Here is a 19,757-nt window from a genome sequence, read left to right as displayed (position 1 = left end):
GGCGTTATTATTTAATAGCTACGCTAAAATCAATGTCTTCGGGTGGAAGGCATTTGTGATCGTCGCAGGTCATAAATTCTATTTTGCCTTTAACAACAGTTTGTTTTGTCTTTAGCTTAATTTTTTGCTGAAAAACAACCGAGTTTTCAAAATAGCTTACATTGATACCAAATGATTTTTCGAATTTGGTTACGGGCGTCGGCTCGATGGTTTTACCAACCAGGCTAAAATCTTTCGACGGGGTAAGGCTAATGGTGGTTTTTACCGGGCCGCCATCTTTTTGATTAACCGAATAAATATGCCAGCCCTCATCAATAGTGGCTTTCACTAAAATAACGGCTTCGGTAGCACTCACTTTTTTTACGCCTTCGGCCCATTTTACATGGCTCTCAATTTGCGCATAGGTGCTTGCGCTAAATAAAATGGTTGCAAAAGCGATCAATAACTTCTTCATTTTTGTTATGGTTTGTTTAAAAATTCTATTTCTTTAAAACTGTATAGTCGCAATTGGTTGTCAAAACTTACAGCCAATTGTCCGGTAGATGTCACATCTTTGATCACACCATTAAATATACCTTCGGGTATTTTAAAAGGTTTCAATTCGTTTAACCAGTACAGGTTTTGCATAAAAAACGCTTTTAGCCGGTTGATATTACCAGCCTTAAGCATTAGGTACGCAGCTTCAATGCAACCGCAAATGTCTGATAATAAAAGTTTCAGTTCATAATCTTTCTGTAAGATTTGTTTTACAGAGACAGGATTAGGCACCCATGGCGCAAAATCGGTTTGGTTTACGTTTAAACCGATGCCTATGATCGAATTTTTGATCTGCGGGCCCTGGATGATGTTTTCAATTAAAACTCCGCCGAGCTTTTTATCGTTATAATAAATGTCGTTGGGCCATTTTATTTTTACGCCTGTACCTAAAACGGGTGTTAATGCGTTTATAATACCAACACTAATAGCTAAATTTAAATTAAATTGTTGGTTAACAGCTAAAAATGTGGGTTTAAGCAATATACTGAACGTGAGATTTTTACCGGGCTCGGTATGCCATTTGTTTTGCTGCTGGCCCCGGCCCGCATATTGGCTTTCTGCCATAATGACCGTTCCTTCGGTTAATGGCGTGGAATTTGCCAATGCTTCTTTAAGGAAATTGTTAGTTGAATCAACTTCGGTTAATGTCACCAAATTTTGTCCAACAAATAATCCTGAAAATGTGTTATTTTGCAATGTCGAATTTAATATTTGTCAGTTCGTCCAAAACTAAATCTTTTTGATGGTAAAAAATAAATCAATCAACGAATCGTCTCATATTTCGGAATTGGCCGTTCACGGCATCCAGGAAAAAAAAGGAAATGATATTATCAGGCTCGATCTCAGAAACATCCACAGTTCAGTAGCCGATTACTTTGTAATATGTCATGCCGATTCGGCCACGCAGGTTAAGGCAATTGCCAACAGTGTTGAAGAAGAAATTTATAAAGTACTGAAGATAGACCCCCTGCGTAAAGAAGGTTTGGAAAACAGCGAATGGATATTGCTTGATTACTTTGATGTAGTGATACACATTTTTAGAACAGATAAACGCGAATACTACGGTGTTGAGGATCTGTGGGGCGATGCAGAAATAAAATATTACATAAGCGCTTAAACAAAATCAATTTCCTCCCAGCAAAAAAAATTTCAAAGAATTAAGTTTGAGCTTGTAAAAAGATGAAAGAAACTAAAGCAGATAGACCCAAAATTACCCGGAGAAATCCAAATAAAAAGCTTAGCCCTAAGGCCCCCAAGTTTAATATCATTTGGATATATGGTTTAATTGTACTGGCCCTGGTTGTGGCCTCAACCATATTTAACACTTCGAATGTTAAACCAACCAACATGCAGGATTTTAGCACCATGCTAAGGGATCGTGATGTTGAGAAACTGGTTGCCTATAAAGGTGGCGACCTGATCTATGTAGAGGTTTATATTAAAAAAGACAGTCTGAATAAAAAATCAAAATATGCTGAAGTAAGAAATAAAAGCACGTTTGGTGTTTCTCAGGATGCCGCCCCGCAATATATGTTTACCGCGGGCTCGTTTGATGGACTGCAATCGGCCATAGCCGCTATCGAGAAAGATTGGCCGGCTAAAGATCAGATCACCCCTATCCTGGAGCCTCGCGAAAGCATCTGGTCAAACTGGCTGGTGCAATGTGTGATCATGATCGTGCTTTTTGCCGGTATGTGGATCTTTATTATGCGCCGTATGTCGGGCGGTTCGGGCGGTGGTCCGGGTGGTCAGATCTTCAACATCGGTAAATCAAAAGCTACCTTGTTTGATAAAGAAGCCCAGGTATCGGTTACATTTAACGATGTCGCCGGTTTAGAAGAAGCCAAGCAGGAAGTAATGGAGATCGTTGATTTTCTTAAAAACCCTAAAAAATACACCAATTTGGGTGGTAAGATACCTAAGGGTGCGTTATTGATCGGATCGCCGGGTACCGGGAAAACTTTATTGGCCAAGGCCGTAGCAGGCGAGGCCCAGGTGCCTTTCTTCTCCTTGTCGGGATCAGACTTTGTGGAAATGTTTGTTGGTGTGGGTGCATCGCGTGTTCGCGATCTGTTCCGCCAGGCTAAAGATAAAGCACCTTGTATCATTTTTATTGATGAGATAGATGCTATTGGCCGTGCCCGTGGTAAAAACAACATGATGGGCGGTAACGATGAGCGCGAAAATACATTGAACCAGTTATTGGTTGAGATGGATGGTTTTGGTACCGACTCGGGTATTATTATCCTGGCTGCAACCAACCGCCCGGATGTATTAGATTCGGCATTGCTGCGCCCCGGACGTTTTGACAGGCAGATCTCTATCGATAAACCTGATTTGAACGGTCGCGAACAGATATTTAAAGTACACCTTGCCCCGGTAAAAACATCACCGGATGTGGATGCCAAAAAACTATCGGCACAAACACCAGGTTTTGCCGGCGCCGAAATAGCCAACGTTTGTAACGAGGCGGCCTTAATTGCAGCCCGTAAAGACAAAGAGGCTGTTGATATGCAGGATTTTCAGGATGCTGTTGACCGGGTTATCGGTGGTTTGGAAAAGAAAAACAAGATCATATCACCAGAAGAAAAACGTATTGTTGCTTACCACGAAGCCGGGCACGCTATTGCGGGATGGTTTTTGGAGCACGCCGATCCATTGGTTAAGGTATCTATCGTTCCGCGTGGTGTTGCAGCATTAGGTTATGCGCAATACCTGCCTAAAGAACAGTTTTTATATACTACAGAGCAATTGCTTGATGAGATGAGCGTTTCGATGGGTGGCCGGGTTGCCGAGGATATTGTTTTTGGAAGAATATCGACCGGGGCATTGAGCGATTTGGAACGCATAACCAAACTGGCTTATGCCATGACCAAAATTTATGGTATGAACAGCAATGTGGGTAATGTATCGTTTTACGATCCGCAGGGCGAGTACCAGTTTAACAAGCCATACTCTGACACCACAGCCGAAATGATAGACGCTGAGGTGAGAAAACTGGTTGACAAGGTTTATGCTTCGACCAAAGTATTGCTGAATGAAAAACGCGACGGCCTTGAAAAACTGGCTGCCAAGCTGCTGGAGAAAGAAGTATTGTTCCAATCGGACCTGGAAGAAATATTGGGCAAAAGGCCGTTTGACGAGCGCACTACTTATGACAAGTTTGTGAACGGCGAAGCTGCTTTAAACCCGGGTGTTGATAACAACGCAATACCGGACGAGCTGACCAACCCGGCTAAAGCAAACAATATTGAAGGACAAGAACAAGCTTAAAAAGCATATATTTAAAGCCGCTATGGAAACCCATAGCGGCTTTTTTATTGGGTAATGAAAAACAACACAACAAGTAAAGAAAAACTGCTTAAAAAGATTCGCAAAGCTTTGCTGGAAAGGCGGGATAACCCATACCCTAATATGGAAGATCTACCCTTGTACCCGCCCCCTGCCGATTTGCCAGAGCTTTTATTTGCTGAGCAATTTACCGCGGTTAATGGGCAGTTTGTTTTTTGTGAAGACGAGATGCAGTTTATTGAAAACCTGCTTACACTTGCCGAAGAGCGCAACTGGCGAAAAATTTATTGCTGGGAAAAACCACTACAAGACATTTTGACCCAATACGAATACCCGTTTTTTGAAACGGACAAAGATTTTGAGCAAGCCGAAGTAGGTTTTACGTTGTGCGAAGCGCTTATTGCGCGCAATGGCAGCATACTGATCTCAAACGGCAATGCAGCTGGCCGCCGATTGAGTATTTATCCCAATGTGCATATTGTATTAGCTTACACCTCGCAATTGGTTATGGACCTGAGCGATGGCTTTAAGCTGATCAAAAATAAACACAGCAATGCCATACCATCACTTATATCAACTATAACCGGCCCAAGCCGTACAGCAGATATTGAAAAAACACTGGTTTTAGGTGCACATGGCCCCAAAGAGCTTTTTGTGTTTTTACTGGATGGTTAAACAATCATAATTCGTTAAACTCAGTTTGCTTACCGGTCTCTCTTGGGGAGCAACTGTATAGCGATAAGTGTCATGACAATACCGGGTATTGCGGGGACAATAACTTGCAATATCAACATGTTAGTTAATTAATGGGTTAAAAAAAGTTTTAATAAAGGGTTCTGACTATTATACGTTGCGCACGGATAAATAGTTTCCTAACATAATAAAAATGCCGGTCAAATTTTCTATGCGTATTAAAAAATAACGCATCAAATTAATTTTTATTTTTTTACGAATTATTTAATCGATCACAACCCTTTTTTATAATCAATAGTAAAAAAAATTGAGAATTTGTTATCAAAAAATGCCTGACAAGCAAGGATTAGGAGCCTAAGAGAGCGTTTTTTGCATTACAAAATCGTTCATCCAATAATCGCCGATGGCAATATCTTCCTGGTAAACGATCCCGAATCCCATTTTTTCGTAAAAAGTACGGGCATTATTGAACCGGTTTACATTAAGCTGCAGCACATTTTTGCCTGCCGCTATAACCCTGGATATTACCTCGTTAATTAATACTTTACCATAGCCTTTACCCTGGGTTTGTGGCAGGCAATATAATTTGTGGAGTTTATAAATATCTGGGTTTTCTTCGCGAACGGAATAGGCCGCAAATGCTACCACCTGATCATCTTCGGTGAGTATTAAAAACGTCTGTTCGCCGGTTTGGACCTGGGTGCTGATTTTTTCGTGATTGTAAAGCACACCAAGCATGAAAGTTAACTGTTCGGCACTTAAAATGGAGCTATAGGTTGGCCACCAGGTTTTATGGGCTATCTGGCAAATAGCCTCAACATCGGTAAGGCTTGCTTCGCGAATGTGTACGGGCATTTTACTTTAACTCAACAGGTGGAACATTGATCGTAGGGGTTTCGCCACCTACTGCAAAATATTCTTCCAGCTCTTTTAAGGTGGTAGCGCTTGTGGTAATATCCTTAATAATCTTGCCCTTTTCCATCAGCAAAATGCGTTCGCAAACTTCGGTTACGTGGTTGAGATCATGGCTTGATACAATGGTAGTTATCCCGCGTGAGCGGTTCATGTCTTTTAATAAGTTTTTAAGTCTGATCTGTGTGCTTGGGTCAATATTGGCAAAAGGTTCATCCAGCATCAACACCTCCGGGTTTTGAAGCAGGCACGCGGCAACACCAACCTTGCATTGGTTGCCCTTGCTCAGATCGCGAATGTATTTGCCTTTTTTTAAGATCTCACCATTAAAAAAATCGGCAAACGAAGCTAAGAAATCATCAACATGGGCACGGCTTTGCTGGTGCAGGCCGCCAATAAAATAAAAGTATTCTTCGGGTGTAAGATAATCTATCAGGAAGCTTTCGTCAAGGTAGGCCGCGGTATAGTTTTTCCACTTTTCGCTATTGGCCACATTTTCGCCATTTGACAGAACCTCGCCTTTTTCGGGGCGGATCAGATCGAGAATGGTGCGGAACAGGGTTGTTTTACCTGCGCCGTTATTACCTATCAGGCCAACGCTTTCGCCTTTACCAATGTTAAGGTGCGGCACATTAACCACAACCACATCGGCGTAAACTTTTTTAAGGTCTTTAATTTCTATCATAATTATTTAGCTCTGAAGCCATCGGCTATTTTATATTTCTTTTCGTAAAAATCAGTTTCTAAAAGTTTGATCCAGTAGCTGCGTGTTAAAATAAACAGTATACCCACCGTAAATAAAATGGCCAGGGCAATATCCGGATGTTTAAAGAATGCCAATGGCCCGTAAATGATAAATGGTAATATAAACAACGGGAAGCCCAGTAGTAATTGTGTTGCCCCAACGCCTTCCCAGTTAAATGAGGCACCCTTGCTTAAGTCGATGCGTTTATAATTGCGGTTGGCAAAAAACAGCACGATGGTGGTGTTAACGCCAATGTTCCAAACAAACATTACAAAATGTACCAGCACAATGTGCCAGCCAAAGTAGGCATAAGGCGTGGTTAACAAAAACGCTACGCAAGATACCGCGGTGAACAACAGGTATTTGGCACGTAAAAAATCACGGAACTTAACTTTACTTACTAATATCCCATCAAAATGGCCTGCCTGCCAGCCATACATAAACTGGCCGTAGTTGATAATGAAAATGCCGGTCATGAACATACCGCAAAAAATCTTCATGTAATCGCCGGAATAGTGTTTGTTGGTGTAAAATATGAGGCCGTAAAACATAAACATCAGTGTCATCACCAGGGCCGAACGCGGGCGCTTATTGCGAAAGATCAATTTTAACTCGTTACCTACCAGGTCGCCAACTGAACCTAAACGATCAAGTATCGGGAACTCGGTGCTGCTTTTGTAGCTTGTTTTGCGCGAGCCTAACTCTTCGAGGTACAGATTTTGTTTGAGGTACAAAAAGTTAATGTAGTACATTACCAAAGCCAGTACTACTGGGATAAGCACCAGTACTGGTTGTGTAAGCAGATGGCCGAAATAAACAAACGAAATTTTGCTGAACGAAACCACGTGCCAGGCAAAATCGCTGGCGCCAAGAACTATCAGCACAGCCGCGAAACCAATAGATACCCACCCGTTTAAGCTCGAGCGGCGCTTGATATATAAGCTGAGATAATTGTTGAAGATGGTTAGGCCCAATATGGCAACAATTAGCAGCAAGGCTGCGCCTATACCGCGCTCGGGCTTTACTACTTTAAATATAAACGGGCAAAACAAGATGATTGGCCACAGGTTAAAAAACGACTGTAGCGACGCGAATGACAGATACCTGATGAGGGTGTTTTTACGCACCGGCAGCAACAAGTAAGGCTGTACCCTTAGTGTGGGTAACTCCTGCAACTGGAAACGCATCAACAGATCGAACAAAAAATAGTAGAGTACAATACCGCAGAAAGAGGTGATCAGATCTTGCGTGGGGAAGGATTTTTCTAATATTTTATCCAGAAAAAAGGAAACCACCAGCACATTAAGCAGCAGGTATAAAATTAATATACCCATTACAATACGTATAGCTACGGTTTTACCGGTATTTTTTGACCGCCAAAAGGATTTTAGCTCGTGCCGGATAAAAGTTAAGGTCATATAGTGTTAAATGGTGAGCAGTTAATAGTGAGTGGTAAGTTAGTATTTATACCTGTCGCCCCAAAGTTTTTTTAATTTCTCTTTAGATTCGTTTTCGCGCGAATTGTTACCTGGTTCGTATAATTTAGTTCCGCGGATGGCTTCGGGTAAAAAATCCTGGTCCACAAAATTGCCTTCAAAACTGTGTGCGTATTGATAGTTTTTGCCATAGCCTATGTTTTTCATCAGTTTGGTTGGTGCATTGCGCAGGTGCAGGGGCACGGGCAGATCGCCAGTTTGCTTAACCATTGCAATAGCCGCACCTATGGCAGTTGTTGCCGAGTTGCTTTTGGGCGATGTGGCCAGGTAAATAACGGTTTGCGATAAAATGAGCTGCGATTCGGGCATGCCGATAACCTGTACCGCATTAAAACAGCTTTGCGCCAGTAAAAGGGCGTTAGGGTTGGCATTGCCGATATCTTCGGATGCCAGGATGAGCATGCGGCGGGCAATGAACAGGGGGTCTTCGCCACCTACTATCATCCGCGCAAGCCAGTAAACAGCGCCGTTGGGGTCGCTGCCGCGCATGGATTTGATGAAGGCAGAAATGATATCGTAATGCTGCTCGCCTGCCTTATCATACAGGGCCATGTTTTGCTGCACATTTTCGAGCACTACATCGTTGGTGATGGTGATGTTATCACTATCGAGCGCATTGATGAGCAGTTCAAAGATATTGAGCAGTTTGCGGGCATCGCCTCCCGAAAGGCGGATCAATGCTTCGTAATCTTCAATAGTGATATTACGATTTTTAATTACCTCGTCTTGTTGCTGTGCGGTTTGCAGCAGGTGGATCAGATCGTCCTCGCTTAAGGGTTTTAAAATATACACCTGGCATCGCGAAAGCAAAGCCGAGATGACTTCGAACGAAGGGTTTTCGGTGGTGGCGCCTATTAGGGTAACAATGCCGCGTTCAACAGCACCAAGCAGCGAGTCCTGCTGCGATTTGGAAAATCGGTGGATCTCATCGATAAACAATACCGGTAAGGCTTGCCCTGCCTTGCGCAATAGCGCAGCTTTCTCGATCACTTCGCGCACGTCTTTTACGCCCGAATTGATAGCGCTCAGGGAAAAGAAAGGCCTGTCTAACGATTGAGAGATAATAAAGGCCAGCGTAGTTTTACCCACCCCCGGCGGCCCCCAAAAGATCATGGATGGCAAATTGCCCGATTCGATAGCCTTACGCAATACCGCGCCGGGCCCAACCAAATGTTTTTGCCCAACATATTCGTCAAGGTTTTTTGGGCGCATGCGCTCGGCTAAAGGTGGCAGGGTACTCATAAAAGTAAAATTAGGAAAATCTAAATCCTAAATCCTAATTTTGTTAGCAAAACTTATTTTACTTGAGCCAACATTTTGACATCACCAACCTGCCCCAGCTTTGCGACAACGTAGCTGCAATAGATGCCGACCTGGGTAATATCATCAAAACGTATGGCTACCCACCGCTATGGCAGCGGCCAAATACTTTTGAATCACTGGTCCATATTATTTTGGAGCAGCAGGTATCGCTGGCTTCGGCACTATCGGCATTAAATAAATTAAAGGAAAAGATACAGGAGATTACGCCCGCCCGCCTATTGCTTTTAACCGATGAAGAATTAAAAGGCTGTTACTTTAGCAGGCAAAAAACTATTTATGTAAGGCATCTGGCCGAATGTATAGTGAGCGGACAACTATCGCTGGAAAAGCTTGAATATTTAACTGATGATGAGGTGCGGCAGCAATTAACCGCTATTAAAGGTATTGGTAACTGGACGGTAGATATTTACCTGATCTTTATTCTGCACCGGGCAGATATATTCCCCGTGGGCGACCTTGCAGCGGTAAATGCCTTGAAAAGGATCAAAAATCTGCCGGCAGGAATATCAAGGGAGGATATTTTACTGATCGCGAAAAGCTGGAAACCGTACCAGACACTGGCTACAATGCTGTTATGGCACTTTTACCTGGAGGAAAGAAAACCTGCCAACAAGAATAGAGCAAATTAATGGCGATATTTAATTTAATCGAAAATTTTACACAATACTGGTTAACGATAGGTGTTTTAGATGTATATTTGTAGCATACGGATATTATAGTGTTTAAAAAGACGAGAGTATTTATACTCGCCCCCCTATGTTTATTAATTTGTTTGTCTGCTGACGCACAGTTTCAGTGGATGAAAAAGAAGCCCGTATTGGTGAGATATTCGCCATTGCAGCAAGCCCACAATGTGGGTATAATGCAAAGCAAAATAGTTAACCCGGCCATAACAGCTAATATAAAATTTGAACGCAGCCAGTTTAGCTATGATGTAACCGAAGCGGCATTGATGAAATCACTTTATCATACGCTGCGGTTTCATATGCACTCTGAAAGTATTGATAACTTTAACAGCTTAATAGCCCTGTACCTGGAGCAGCAGCGTTATTCGGAAGCTAAATGGTACTTTTTGCAGATCAATTACCTGGCCCGCCAAAAAGGGGATGATGCCAATACAATAGCATCATTGGTTGGCCTGGGGATGGTAAAATTGCAGATAGGCGACTTTGCCCAGGCAAAGGACGACCTGAACGCCGCCATTGATTTTGCAGCAGGCAAGGGCCGTTTAAACGATGTTAACGAGATCAAAAAAAAGCTGCTTATAGTTGAGCATAACCGCAGTCTGAATATCAAAAACGATATCAGGTATGCTGAGTTAGCCGAAGAGAAAAAAAATTAACAGTACTAAACGAATATTTTATGCCTTACCAGCATAAACGCAGGATCTTTATTGTCGACGATCATTTTCTGATACCACAGGGGGTAGCCTCGTTACTTGCCGATCAAAGCGGATTTGAGATAAGCGGTATAAGCAATAACCCGGCAGAGGTGATGACACTGTTGAAAAGAAATCCCACGGATATTTTATTGACCGACATCAACATGCCGCAAATGTCGGGTGTTGAGCTGGCGCGTACCGTTTTGAAAAGATATCCGCGTATGCGGATACTGGCCTTATCGATGTTTTGCGACCCGGTGATCATTAAGCAAATGGTTGATGCGGGCGTTTGCGGCTATGTGTTAAAAGATGCCAGCGAAGAAGAACTGGTGCAGGCGCTTAACATCATAGCCAATGGTGGCCAATATTTTTCGGAAGAGGTACAGCAGGCCATGACTAGGGTTGATACCATGATCAGGTTTACCGAGCGTGAGATAGAGATCATTAAACTGATAGCCAAAGAACACAGCAGCCGCGAGATAGCCGATCAGCTGGCCATAAGCGAACGCACAGTGGAAAGCCACCGGAGTAATATTTTGCGGAAAGCATCAGCTGCCAATACGGCCGGCCTGTTACAGTACGCTTATCAAAAAAACATTATCTGATCTGTGCACCGATCTTCTGCGAATTGTAATTTAATGTTTATAGGTGCCTTTAGCGTAAAACAAATCAAACATTTTTGTAATATTGTTATTGTTATTAGTGGAACAGCTGTAGGGCTGTTTCTTTTTTTATATAGATTAGCAATTAATTACGTTATCAGATAAATGTTCAGTCCAAAAATTGATGTAAATTCAGTAAAAGATATGTTTAAGAAAATATATGTGCTGCTTATACTTGGCGCAACGCTGGCATGTACCGCTGCTGCTCCAAGAAAACCGATGGTGAAGGTTCCGGGATCAAATGATATTACCCCTGATGAAAGGCAAAGCGTAGTGGTGCACCTGGTTGCCGAAATGCTGCAGATCAATTATAAAAAGCTTCCGCTGGATGATTCGCTTTCGACGGTAATTTACAACAGGTATTTAAAAAGTTTGGATGAAAACCACAATTACCTGCTGGCATCTGATGTGAAAAGCTTTGAGCCGTTTAAAACCAAACTCGACGATGATATTAAGGCCGGCGACCTGGCGGATGTTTTTTACATGTTTAACGTTTACCAAAAACGCTATCTGGAAAGGGTAAAATACTCGCTGGCGCAGCTGGATAAAACCTACGATTTTACCAAAAACGAAACTTTTACCTACGACAGGGATAATTTGCCTTTTATAAACACCGACGCCGAGATGAACGAACTTTGGAGCAAGCGTGTTAAATATGATCTGCTTAACCTTAAACTGGCTAATGCCGATATCGCTAAAGATAAAGAGACGCTGAAAAAACGCTATGAAAACCTGTTGGCTAATGCTAATAAGTTATCGAGTAAAGATGTTTTTCAGCAATTTATGGATGCTTTTACCGGTGCTATAGATCCGCATACCAGTTACTTTACGCCGTTTAATGCGTCGCAGTTCAATATGGAAATGTCGCGTTCGCTGGAAGGTATTGGCGCAACGCTGGCTACCGAAAATGATTATGTAACCATCAAAACCATTGTACCGGGCGGCCCGGCGTATAAAACCAAAGAGGTTAATGTTGACGACCGTATTGTTGCCGTTGCACAGGGTAAAGACGGTGAGTTTAAAGATATTGTAGGCTGGCGCATTGATGATGCCATATCGCTGATACGCGGACCTAAAGGCACTGTTGTGCGATTGAAACTGTTGCCAAAAGGCGCCAAGGCTTCCGACCAGCCTAAAACGCTGGACATTGTTAGGGAGAAGATAGTTTTGGAAGACCGTTCGGCAAAATCGGAGATCAAGACCTATAATACCAATGGTAAGATCACCAAAATAGGCATTATTAACATCCCGGATTTTTACATGAACTTTGCCGACTATCGCGCCGGTAACCCCAATTACAAAAGTGTTACCCGCGATGTGCGGAGGATATTGGATACCTTGAAACAAAAAGGTGTTGATGGTGTGGTGATAGACCTGCGCGAAAATGGAGGCGGTTCATTACCTGAAGCGATCAGCCTGACCGGATTGTTCATCAAAGCTGGTCCGGTGGTGCAGGTACGTGATAGCCGCAACCGGATCGACGTGGAGCGCGACGAGGATACCGGCGTTGCTTATACCGGCCCACTCGCGGTAATGGTTGACCGTTTCAGCGCATCGGCATCCGAAATTTTTGCCGGCGCCATACAGGATTACGGCCGCGGACTGATCATCGGCACACAAACCTATGGTAAAGGTACCGTGCAAAACGAAATTGACCTTGACCAGCAGATAGAGCCTGGCAAAATGGAAGAACTGAAGGCCTTATTTGCCAAAACCAAAACACCTGTTCCGGATGGATCGGGTAACCAAAGCATATTAGGTCAGCTTAATTTAACTATAGCCAAGTTTTATCGTATTAACGGTACTTCAACCCAGCATAAAGGTGTAACTCCCGATATTAAGTTCCCGTCGCTTATCCCGGTGGATAAATATGGCGAAGATACCGAGCCATCGGCATTGCCTTACGATATGATTGCGAAAAGCAATTATGTTAAAGCAGGCGACCTGGCTGCAGCCGTGCCTAAACTAAACCAAATGTTTACGGAGCGCATGGCCAATAACCCGGCTTATAAATACCTGGTGAACGCCATGAATGATTATAAGAAACGCGACGCCGAAAAAAGCATCTCGCTGAACGAAGAACAGCTGAAAAAACAACGTGATATTGATGAGGCCAAAACCACCGAAGGCGAAAATGCCGAGCGTGTTGCTTTGGGCTTACCGGTTCTTAAAAAAGGCCAGAAAAAACCAAGAAGCGAGGATCTCGACTTTTTAAAATATGCCGGCGGGCAGATACTCACTGACTATATTTTAATGGATAACAAAATAACCAAAATCAATACAGCACCTCCGGTTAATAAACTATAAATTATTTAAGATAATTAATATAGAAGCCCCGTTATGTTTACTTAACGGGGCTTTGTTGTTTATAATAGGGGGTTACGGAACATAACTTATGGTTCGCCGGGTGCGGCTACCTACCGGGGACAAGCCAGCCTGCAGATCGGTGCTCCGCTCATTCTTATGGTGGCTTCAATACCGGCTTTTTATATTACTGCCGGTATCGGGAATCATAAAATACACAAAGCCGTTAAGGTATACAGCAGCACACCAAACAATACTGCCCAATAAAACATTGACCATTAAAACATGTTACTTAAAGGCCCGGCACATAACCAGGCCTTTTTAATTACCATGCTTAAAAAACCACTGCTTGAGTTTACCGATAAGGGCATTTACTGTGCACAGGGTTTGTTTTATATCGATCCCTGGCTGCCTGTTGATGATGCTGTGATCACACATGCGCACAGCGACCATGCCCGTGCCGGCAACAAGCGTTACCTGGCGCACCATTACAGCGAACAGGTGCTGCGCTATCGCCTTGGCGAGATCCAGCTGCAAACGGTAGAATACGGCGAAAAAGTAATGAAGAACGGGGTGGAGATCAGCCTGTACCCGGCGGGGCATGTTATCGGTTCGGCACAGATCCGGGTATGCTATAAAGACGAGATATGGGTAGTAAGTGGCGATTATAAGGTAGAAGATGATGGAATCTCCACACCGTTTGAACCGGTACGCTGCCATCATTTTATATCCGAGTGTACTTTTGGGATGCCTGTTTACAAGTGGAAACCCCAAGCCGAAACTTTTAACGAGATCAACAACTGGTGGCGACATAACGTGGAGAATGGCCTTGCTACCGTGATTGTGGGCTACAGTTTGGGCAAGGCGCAACGTATTTTGCAAAACCTCGATCTGTCGATAGGTAAGGTGTATACCCACGGGGTGATCGAAAACACCAACGAAGCCTTGCGCCGCAATGGCATTGTTCTGAATCCGACCCATCGGATCACTCCGGATACATCTAAAGAAGAAGCCCGAAAGGGCATTATCATCGCGCCGCCGTCATCGGTGGGTACACCCTGGATGCGCCGCTTTAACCCGTACGACTTTGGTTATTGCTCGGGCTGGATGAGCATACGCGGGGCCAAACGCCGCCGTGCTGCCGACCGTGGTTTTGTGCTTAGCGATCATGCCGATTGGAACGGCCTGATCAGTGCTATTGATGCTACCGGCTGCGAAAAGGTCTATCTTACCCATGGTTATACGGCCAGCTTTGCGCGATACCTAAGCGAGATAGGTTTTGATGCGCACGAAGTGCATACCCTTTATGGTGGCGATGAGTTGACGGAGGCGGATGAAGAAGTTTTGGTTAAAACCGAAGCCATCCCGGAAGGAGAACCAAAGGAATGAAAGCCTTCGCCCAGCTCTTCCTCTCGCTTGATGAAACTAATAAAACCAACGAAAAGGTGAGGATTTTAAAGGATTACTTTTTATCGGTGCCCGACACCGATAAGATGCATATGCTGGCCCTGTTTACAGGCCGGAAACCTAAAAGGCCCATTAATTCTACCCTGGTGCGTACCTGGGCCATGGAGATGGCACATATACCAGTTTGGTTGTTTGAAGAAAGCTATCATGTGGTTGGCGACCTGGCCGAAACCATTACGCTACTGCTTCCTAAAAGCACCAACAGCAGTAATAAAACGCTAACCGAATGGATAGCCGAGATCAACTCGCTTGGCGATAAAACCGAAGACGAGCGTAAGCAATGGCTGCTTACATCGTGGGAAATGCTGGATACGCAGGAACGTTTTGTATTCAACAAGCTCCTTACAGGCGGGTTTCGTATCGGGGTATCGCAAAACTTAGTGGTTAAGGCTTTGGCCGATATTTCTCAACTTGATTCGGCAACCATTACACACCGTATCATGGGTAACTGGGCGCCCGAAGATTACCAGTTTGCACAGCTCATAGCCGAAGAAGGCGCTTCGGATGATATATCGCGCCCGTATCCGTTCTTTTTGGCGTATCCCATACAGGAAACATCCGAAAAGCAGAAGTCGGCAGATGACCTGCAGGTTGCTCTTGGCGATGCCGCCGAATGGCAGGCCGAATGGAAGTGGGATGGCATCCGAGCGCAGATGATCAGGCGCGGGGACAAGATCTTTATCTGGAGCCGGGGCGAGGATCTGGCTACCGATAAATTCCCCGAGCTGCATCCGTTTTTGAATGCCCTGCCTGATGGAACTGTATTGGATGGCGAGATACTAAGCTTTCGCGATAGCCAGCCCATGCCGTTCAATGTGCTGCAAACCCGCATTGGACGTAAAAATCTTAGCAAAAAGATATTGGAGGAAAGCCCGGTAGCCGTTATCGCTTATGATTGCCTGGAATACGGCGGCGAGGATATCCGCCATCACACACAAAGCGAACGTCGGCTGATACTGGAACAGCTGCAATCGGCAACAGCCTACCCGGATACCTTCCGCATTTCGGCACTGATCAGCTTTAACAGCTGGGATGAACTGTCCGGCATCCGCGGACAATCACGCAGTATGATAGCCGAGGGCATTATGCTCAAGCGTAAAAACGCCGCTTACCAGGTGGGCCGCCGTCGCGGCGACTGGTGGAAGTGGAAGATCGATCCGCTATCCGTGGACGCTGTGATGATCTACGCACAAAAGGGCCACGGCCGCCGCGCCGACCTGTACACCGATTATACCTTTGCCGTTTGGGATGGTGATAAGCTGGTGCCTTTTGCCAAAGCCTATTCCGGTTTAACCGACGAAGAGATCCGCAAGGTGGATAATTTTGTTAAACGCAACACGCTCGAAAAGTTTGGCCCGGTGCGCACTGTTAAACCGCAGCTGGTGTTCGAGATCGGTTTCGAGGGTATCAATTATTCCACCCGGCATAAATCCGGAGTAGCGCTGCGCTTCCCGAGGATACTGCGCTGGCGCACAGATAAACCCATGGAAGAAGCCGATACCCTGGAAACATTGAAAGCCATGCTTTAAACCAACAAGCAATTAAGCAGTCATAATTGTAAATAATCCATGACGGTTATACCAACAAAAAGGTATAATCGTTAGGTTTGAAGTTTAATAACACGAATGAAAAGAATATCCCTGATTATACTATTGCTTGGCGCAACCCTGCTCGCCAACGCGCAAACCAAACACACGGTAACCAAATCATCCGTTACCTATCAGATCAAAAATATGGGTTTCACTACTAACGGAAAGTTCGGCGGGGTTGAAGCCACTATCTTGTTTGATAAAGCTCAGCTTGCAACCAGCAGCATCGAGGCCTCGGTAGCAGTAAAAACCATCAACAGCGACGATGACATGCGCGATGAGCATCTGCGTAAAGAAGGTTTTTTTGATGCCGATCATTACCCAAAGATCACGCTCAAATCGGTTTCATTTAAACAAACGGGCAGCAATAACTATACCGGCGATTTCGATCTCACCATAAAAGGCAAAACCAAACGCATCCAGCTGCCGTTTACCTACGTCCCGAAAGGCAATATCGCGACCTTTACCGGTAGCTTTAAACTCAACCGCCTCGATTTTGGCGTAGGCGATACCAGCGTGGTGTTGAGTAATGAGGTGACAGTGTTTTTGAATGTGGAAACATCTTTTTGATTTCGGATTTTTCGCTGTTGCTTATTTTTTTAAGGTGCTCAAGAGGGCTACGCCGTTTCGAATGTTCAATTTCGGATTTATTTTTTTACTGGCGCAAGTTTAAGGGCTGGTGGTGTGGTGGGTTAACTTGTGACTAACGAGCTGAAACGAGCTCGGCATGACTTCGTGAAAGATAGAAAATTCGAAATTGAACATTCGAAATCATCCTCCACATTATCTTTTTGTTAAATATAACTTATTTACCCGCTTCAACGTATATTTACGTTTTACATCCCCCGAAATGAAACTCCGCGTACTTGTTTTCATCAACGCCCTTGCCGTAGCTATCACTATTTCGGCGGTAAACTATTACTTCAGGCATAGTTGGTACGATGTGGCCATTACCTTTTCGGTGAGCATGATATCGGGCTTTATCTTTATTTATTATATGATAGAGCGATATATTGTGGCCAAAATCAAGATCATTTATAAACTCATCCATAATTTAAAACTGGGTAAGGATCTGAAGGATGCCATTGGCGACCATGTAAGCAGCGACCCGATAAACGACGTGGAAGTTGAAGTGAAAGAGTGGGCCCGCCAGAAGAAAACCGAAATTGAAGACCTCAAAAAGCAGGAGCAGTTTAGGCGCGATTTTTTATCGAACATTTCGCACGAGTTTAAAACGCCGCTTTTTGCCATACAAGGCTACATTGAGGCTTTGCAGGATGATATGGACGATCCGGATATGGTGAAGCAGTTTTTGGATAAGGCCGCCAAGAACGTAGACCGGCTGAGCTACCTGATCAAGGACCTGGATGAGATCTCGAAACTCGAATCGGGCGAAATACCGATCAATTACACCAAATTCAGGATCAACGAACTGATCAAGGAAGTGATCGAATCGCTGGAGCTGAAATCCAAACAACACAAAATAAAGCTCGAGTTTAAAGATAAGTATGACGAACACATTATGGTGAGCGCCGATCGCGAGAAGATTCGCCAGGTGCTGGTAAACCTGATCGACAACTCGTTTAAATACGGCAAGGAAGGCGGCCATACCGCCGTACGACTGTACGATCTGCACGAACAGGTTTTGGTAGAGGTTACCGATGATGGTATCGGCATTGAAGAAAAGTACCTGCCGCGTTTATTCGAGCGCTTTTTCCGCACGGATAGCAGCCGCTCGAGGCAGATCGGCGGCTCCGGTCTGGGTTTGGCTATTGTAAAACACATTGTTGAGTCGCACCAGCAAACCATCAACGTGCGTAGCACCGAAGGTATCGGGTCCACATTTGGCTTTACTTTGCAAAAGGTACGCCAGTCGCCGTTCCCTGTGTTACCCGTATTAAAAAGTTAACACTGGCTTAACAGTGGTGAGGTACATTTGTATAAATTAAAAAAATCCCGCAATGTCATTAAACAGCATCTTCCAGTATTTTGTACCAAAGGACAAAAAAGTATTTTTTCCTTTATTTGAGCAAGCCGCGACCAATGTGGTTACTATGGCTAAACTATTGGTTGAGGTTGTAGCTGTTGCCGATGCTGCGGATAGGATTGCGCTGTTTAACCAAATTGATAAGCTGGAAAATGTAGGTGACGAAATTACTCACCAGATATACCTGGAGCTTAGTAAAAACTTTATCACCCCGTTCGACAGGGAAGACATTGCCTCGTTAACTGGCGCTATTGATGATGTGGCGGATTATATACAGGGTTCGGTAAACCGGATGAACCTGTACAACATGGAAGAGATGACACCGGCCGTGCAAAAACTTTCAGAACTGATCTTAAGCGGCGCCATTGAAATGGAAAAGGCCATCAAGGAATTAAAAGATATGAACAATGTGCGCAGCATTGCCGATTCGTGCATCCGCATCAACAGCATAGAGAACCAGGCCGATGATGTTTTTGACCGCGCCGTTGCCGATCTGTTTTTATACGAAAAGGACGCTGTAAAGCTCATCAAATACAAAGAGATACTGGCCGCCTTAGAAACCGCTACTGATATGTGCGAAGATGTAGCCAACGTGATGGAAACCATCCTGGTGAAAAACGCGTAGTAACTTGCCGGTGAGGACACATCGGCAAGGCAAGGGGCCTGCTCATTCTTACTTTATATTTATCCCAATATGTAAAGCGGTATTACTATGCAAAAACAGATCAGCTTGATCAAACTGTGTCTTATTGGTGTTTTATTCTTGTCATCGTGTACAAAAAAATATGATGATCCGGGTTCAAATCTGGACAGATTACCACCCGAAACACAAACCGGCGCCAATACATTTGGTTGCGTTATTAATGGAAAAGTTTTTTTACCATTCGCGCAATACAAATTATTGTATTATCGGGAACCCCTTACCTGCGTTTATTCACCCGGCTATAACAAGAGTGGGTATACGTTTTCGCTGGGGGCGTTTAACGATAGCGACAATTATTCCGAGCCGTCTGTTTATATTCAAACAGATTCCTTAGCTCTTACCCAGGGCCAAACCTATATTTTAAAAGAATCGAATAAGCCAAATGGTGCTTCTGCATTCTACTCGTTGTTTTCAAATCATACTTTTTATGATTATTACACCAACACGCAAGTTAGCGGACAACTTTACATTAGCAAATTAGACCCTGTAAACAAGATCATATCCGGTACCTTCTCATTTAACGCTGTAAACATCAGAAACATCACAGATACCACGCATGTAACACTTGGCCGGTTTGACATGAAATACAAAGAATACTAAAATTGATGGACCGATACCGTGATATCGCATTTGTGTTTAATTTATTAGTTTAGCACAGACTAAATAA

Annotated in this window: 19 protein-coding genes; 13 read left to right on the top strand and 6 right to left on the bottom strand. The window is 44.0% G+C overall.

Going from position 1 to position 19,757, the window contains the following annotated elements:
* Positions 1-7: 7 nt before the first annotated feature.
* Both ACFGVR_RS05965 and ACFGVR_RS05960 read right to left on the bottom strand, forming a co-directional pair.
* Positions 8-454 carry a protein-disulfide reductase DsbD domain-containing protein gene (locus tag ACFGVR_RS05965; protein WP_448701773.1) on the bottom strand — a complete coding sequence of 149 codons (447 nt, stop codon included), beginning with the start codon at positions 452-454 and terminating at the stop codon, positions 8-10.
* A 5-nt stretch (positions 455-459) separates the two neighbouring features.
* A complete protein-coding gene (locus tag ACFGVR_RS05960; protein ID WP_448701772.1) occupies positions 460-1,188 on the bottom strand; it encodes a biotin--[acetyl-CoA-carboxylase] ligase in 729 nt (242 codons plus the stop codon).
* A 91-nt stretch (positions 1,189-1,279) separates the two neighbouring features.
* Here ACFGVR_RS05960 and rsfS point away from each other — a divergent pair, with 91 nt between their 5' ends.
* From rsfS to ACFGVR_RS05945, 3 genes are all read left to right on the top strand, one after another.
* Complete coding sequence (rsfS, locus tag ACFGVR_RS05955; RefSeq protein ID WP_448701771.1) at positions 1,280-1,654, top strand: ribosome silencing factor; 375 nt, start codon at positions 1,280-1,282, stop codon at positions 1,652-1,654.
* A 62-nt stretch (positions 1,655-1,716) separates the two neighbouring features.
* Positions 1,717-3,810 carry an ATP-dependent zinc metalloprotease FtsH gene (ftsH, locus tag ACFGVR_RS05950; RefSeq protein WP_448701770.1) on the top strand — a complete coding sequence of 698 codons (2,094 nt, stop codon included), beginning with the start codon at positions 1,717-1,719 and terminating at the stop codon, positions 3,808-3,810.
* Positions 3,811-3,864: 54 nt separating this feature from the next.
* Positions 3,865-4,503, top strand: a complete 639-nt coding sequence (locus ACFGVR_RS05945) for a LutC/YkgG family protein (protein ID WP_448701769.1) — start codon at positions 3,865-3,867, stop codon at positions 4,501-4,503.
* Between the two features lie 372 nt (positions 4,504-4,875).
* Here the strand turns inward: ACFGVR_RS05945 and ACFGVR_RS05940 are convergent, their stop codons facing one another.
* The 4 genes from ACFGVR_RS05940 to ACFGVR_RS05925 are packed head-to-tail and all read right to left on the bottom strand — an operon-like array spanning position 4,876 to position 8,916.
* Entirely contained in the window at positions 4,876-5,376 is a 501-nt protein-coding gene (locus ACFGVR_RS05940; protein ID WP_448701767.1) for an N-acetyltransferase family protein, read from the bottom strand.
* 1 nt (position 5,377) lies between these two features.
* Positions 5,378-6,118: an ABC transporter ATP-binding protein gene (locus ACFGVR_RS05935; protein ID WP_448701766.1), complete on the bottom strand. Its 741-nt coding sequence runs from the start codon at positions 6,116-6,118 to the stop codon at positions 5,378-5,380.
* Positions 6,119-6,120: 2 nt separating this feature from the next.
* Complete coding sequence (locus tag ACFGVR_RS05930) at positions 6,121-7,596, bottom strand: DUF5687 family protein (protein WP_448701765.1); 1,476 nt, start codon at positions 7,594-7,596, stop codon at positions 6,121-6,123.
* Positions 7,597-7,635: 39 nt separating this feature from the next.
* On the bottom strand, positions 7,636-8,916 hold the full coding sequence (locus ACFGVR_RS05925; RefSeq protein ID WP_448701764.1) for a replication-associated recombination protein A: 1,281 nt from the start codon (positions 8,914-8,916) through the stop codon (positions 7,636-7,638).
* Positions 8,917-8,978: 62 nt separating this feature from the next.
* Between ACFGVR_RS05925 and ACFGVR_RS05920 the strand changes: the two genes are divergently transcribed.
* The 10 genes from ACFGVR_RS05920 (at position 8,979) to ACFGVR_RS05875 (ending at position 19,690) form a co-directional block, all read left to right on the top strand.
* The gene (locus ACFGVR_RS05920; protein WP_448701763.1) at positions 8,979-9,626 is read left to right on the top strand and encodes a DNA-3-methyladenine glycosylase family protein; all 648 of its coding nucleotides are present in this window, start codon (positions 8,979-8,981) and stop codon (positions 9,624-9,626) included.
* Positions 9,627-9,769: 143 nt separating this feature from the next.
* Positions 9,770-10,339, top strand: coding sequence for a tetratricopeptide repeat protein (locus ACFGVR_RS05915; protein ID WP_448701761.1), 570 nt, complete (start codon positions 9,770-9,772; stop codon positions 10,337-10,339).
* 20 nt (positions 10,340-10,359) lie between these two features.
* Positions 10,360-10,983: a response regulator gene (locus ACFGVR_RS05910; RefSeq protein WP_448701760.1), complete on the top strand. Its 624-nt coding sequence runs from the start codon at positions 10,360-10,362 to the stop codon at positions 10,981-10,983.
* Positions 10,984-11,184: 201 nt separating this feature from the next.
* Positions 11,185-13,347, top strand: a complete 2,163-nt coding sequence (locus ACFGVR_RS05905) for a carboxy terminal-processing peptidase (RefSeq protein WP_448701759.1) — start codon at positions 11,185-11,187, stop codon at positions 13,345-13,347.
* 282 nt (positions 13,348-13,629) lie between these two features.
* Positions 13,630-14,733: a ligase-associated DNA damage response exonuclease gene (locus tag ACFGVR_RS05900; protein ID WP_448701758.1), complete on the top strand. Its 1,104-nt coding sequence runs from the start codon at positions 13,630-13,632 to the stop codon at positions 14,731-14,733.
* Entirely contained in the window at positions 14,730-16,340 is a 1,611-nt protein-coding gene (locus ACFGVR_RS05895; RefSeq protein ID WP_448701757.1) for an ATP-dependent DNA ligase, read from the top strand. Before ACFGVR_RS05900 ends, ACFGVR_RS05895 begins: the two co-directional genes overlap by 4 nt.
* A 96-nt stretch (positions 16,341-16,436) precedes the next feature.
* Entirely contained in the window at positions 16,437-16,970 is a 534-nt protein-coding gene (locus tag ACFGVR_RS05890; RefSeq protein WP_448701756.1) for a YceI family protein, read from the top strand.
* Positions 16,971-17,250: 280 nt separating this feature from the next.
* Complete coding sequence (locus tag ACFGVR_RS05885; RefSeq protein ID WP_448701755.1) at positions 17,251-18,309, top strand: sensor histidine kinase; 1,059 nt, start codon at positions 17,251-17,253, stop codon at positions 18,307-18,309.
* 52 nt (positions 18,310-18,361) lie between these two features.
* Entirely contained in the window at positions 18,362-19,012 is a 651-nt protein-coding gene (locus ACFGVR_RS05880; RefSeq protein ID WP_448701754.1) for a DUF47 domain-containing protein, read from the top strand.
* A gap of 87 nt (positions 19,013-19,099) precedes the next feature.
* Positions 19,100-19,690, top strand: a complete 591-nt coding sequence (locus tag ACFGVR_RS05875) for a hypothetical protein (RefSeq protein ID WP_448701752.1) — start codon at positions 19,100-19,102, stop codon at positions 19,688-19,690.
* Positions 19,691-19,757: the final 67 nt, after the last annotated feature.

This window comes from Mucilaginibacter aureus (assembly GCF_053514885.1).
This window is presented reverse-complemented; position numbering and strand designations above follow the sequence as displayed.

Bases quoted from the DNA above. Each gene is read 5' to 3' on its own strand.
- ACFGVR_RS05940 (WP_448701767.1), bottom strand. From the start codon at position 5,376: ATGCCCGTACACATTCGCGAAGCAAGCCTTACCGATGTTGAGGCTATT.
- ACFGVR_RS05965 (WP_448701773.1), bottom strand. From the start codon at position 454: ATGAAGAAGTTATTGATCGCTTTTGCAACCATTTTATTTAGCGCAAGC.
- rsfS (WP_448701771.1), top strand. From the start codon at position 1,280: ATGGTAAAAAATAAATCAATCAACGAATCGTCTCATATTTCGGAATTG.
- ACFGVR_RS05900 (WP_448701758.1), top strand. From the start codon at position 13,630: ATGTTACTTAAAGGCCCGGCACATAACCAGGCCTTTTTAATTACCATG.
- ACFGVR_RS05875 (WP_448701752.1), top strand. From the start codon at position 19,100: ATGCAAAAACAGATCAGCTTGATCAAACTGTGTCTTATTGGTGTTTTA.
- ACFGVR_RS05905 (WP_448701759.1), top strand. From the start codon at position 11,185: ATGTTTAAGAAAATATATGTGCTGCTTATACTTGGCGCAACGCTGGCA.
- ACFGVR_RS05925 (WP_448701764.1), bottom strand. From the start codon at position 8,916: ATGAGTACCCTGCCACCTTTAGCCGAGCGCATGCGCCCAAAAAACCTT.
- ACFGVR_RS05935 (WP_448701766.1), bottom strand. From the start codon at position 6,118: ATGATAGAAATTAAAGACCTTAAAAAAGTTTACGCCGATGTGGTTGTG.
- ACFGVR_RS05945 (WP_448701769.1), top strand. From the start codon at position 3,865: ATGAAAAACAACACAACAAGTAAAGAAAAACTGCTTAAAAAGATTCGC.
- ACFGVR_RS05890 (WP_448701756.1), top strand. From the start codon at position 16,437: ATGAAAAGAATATCCCTGATTATACTATTGCTTGGCGCAACCCTGCTC.
- ACFGVR_RS05885 (WP_448701755.1), top strand. From the start codon at position 17,251: ATGAAACTCCGCGTACTTGTTTTCATCAACGCCCTTGCCGTAGCTATC.
- ftsH (WP_448701770.1), top strand. From the start codon at position 1,717: ATGAAAGAAACTAAAGCAGATAGACCCAAAATTACCCGGAGAAATCCA.
- ACFGVR_RS05880 (WP_448701754.1), top strand. From the start codon at position 18,362: ATGTCATTAAACAGCATCTTCCAGTATTTTGTACCAAAGGACAAAAAA.
- ACFGVR_RS05895 (WP_448701757.1), top strand. From the start codon at position 14,730: ATGAAAGCCTTCGCCCAGCTCTTCCTCTCGCTTGATGAAACTAATAAA.
- ACFGVR_RS05910 (WP_448701760.1), top strand. From the start codon at position 10,360: ATGCCTTACCAGCATAAACGCAGGATCTTTATTGTCGACGATCATTTT.
- ACFGVR_RS05930 (WP_448701765.1), bottom strand. From the start codon at position 7,596: ATGACCTTAACTTTTATCCGGCACGAGCTAAAATCCTTTTGGCGGTCA.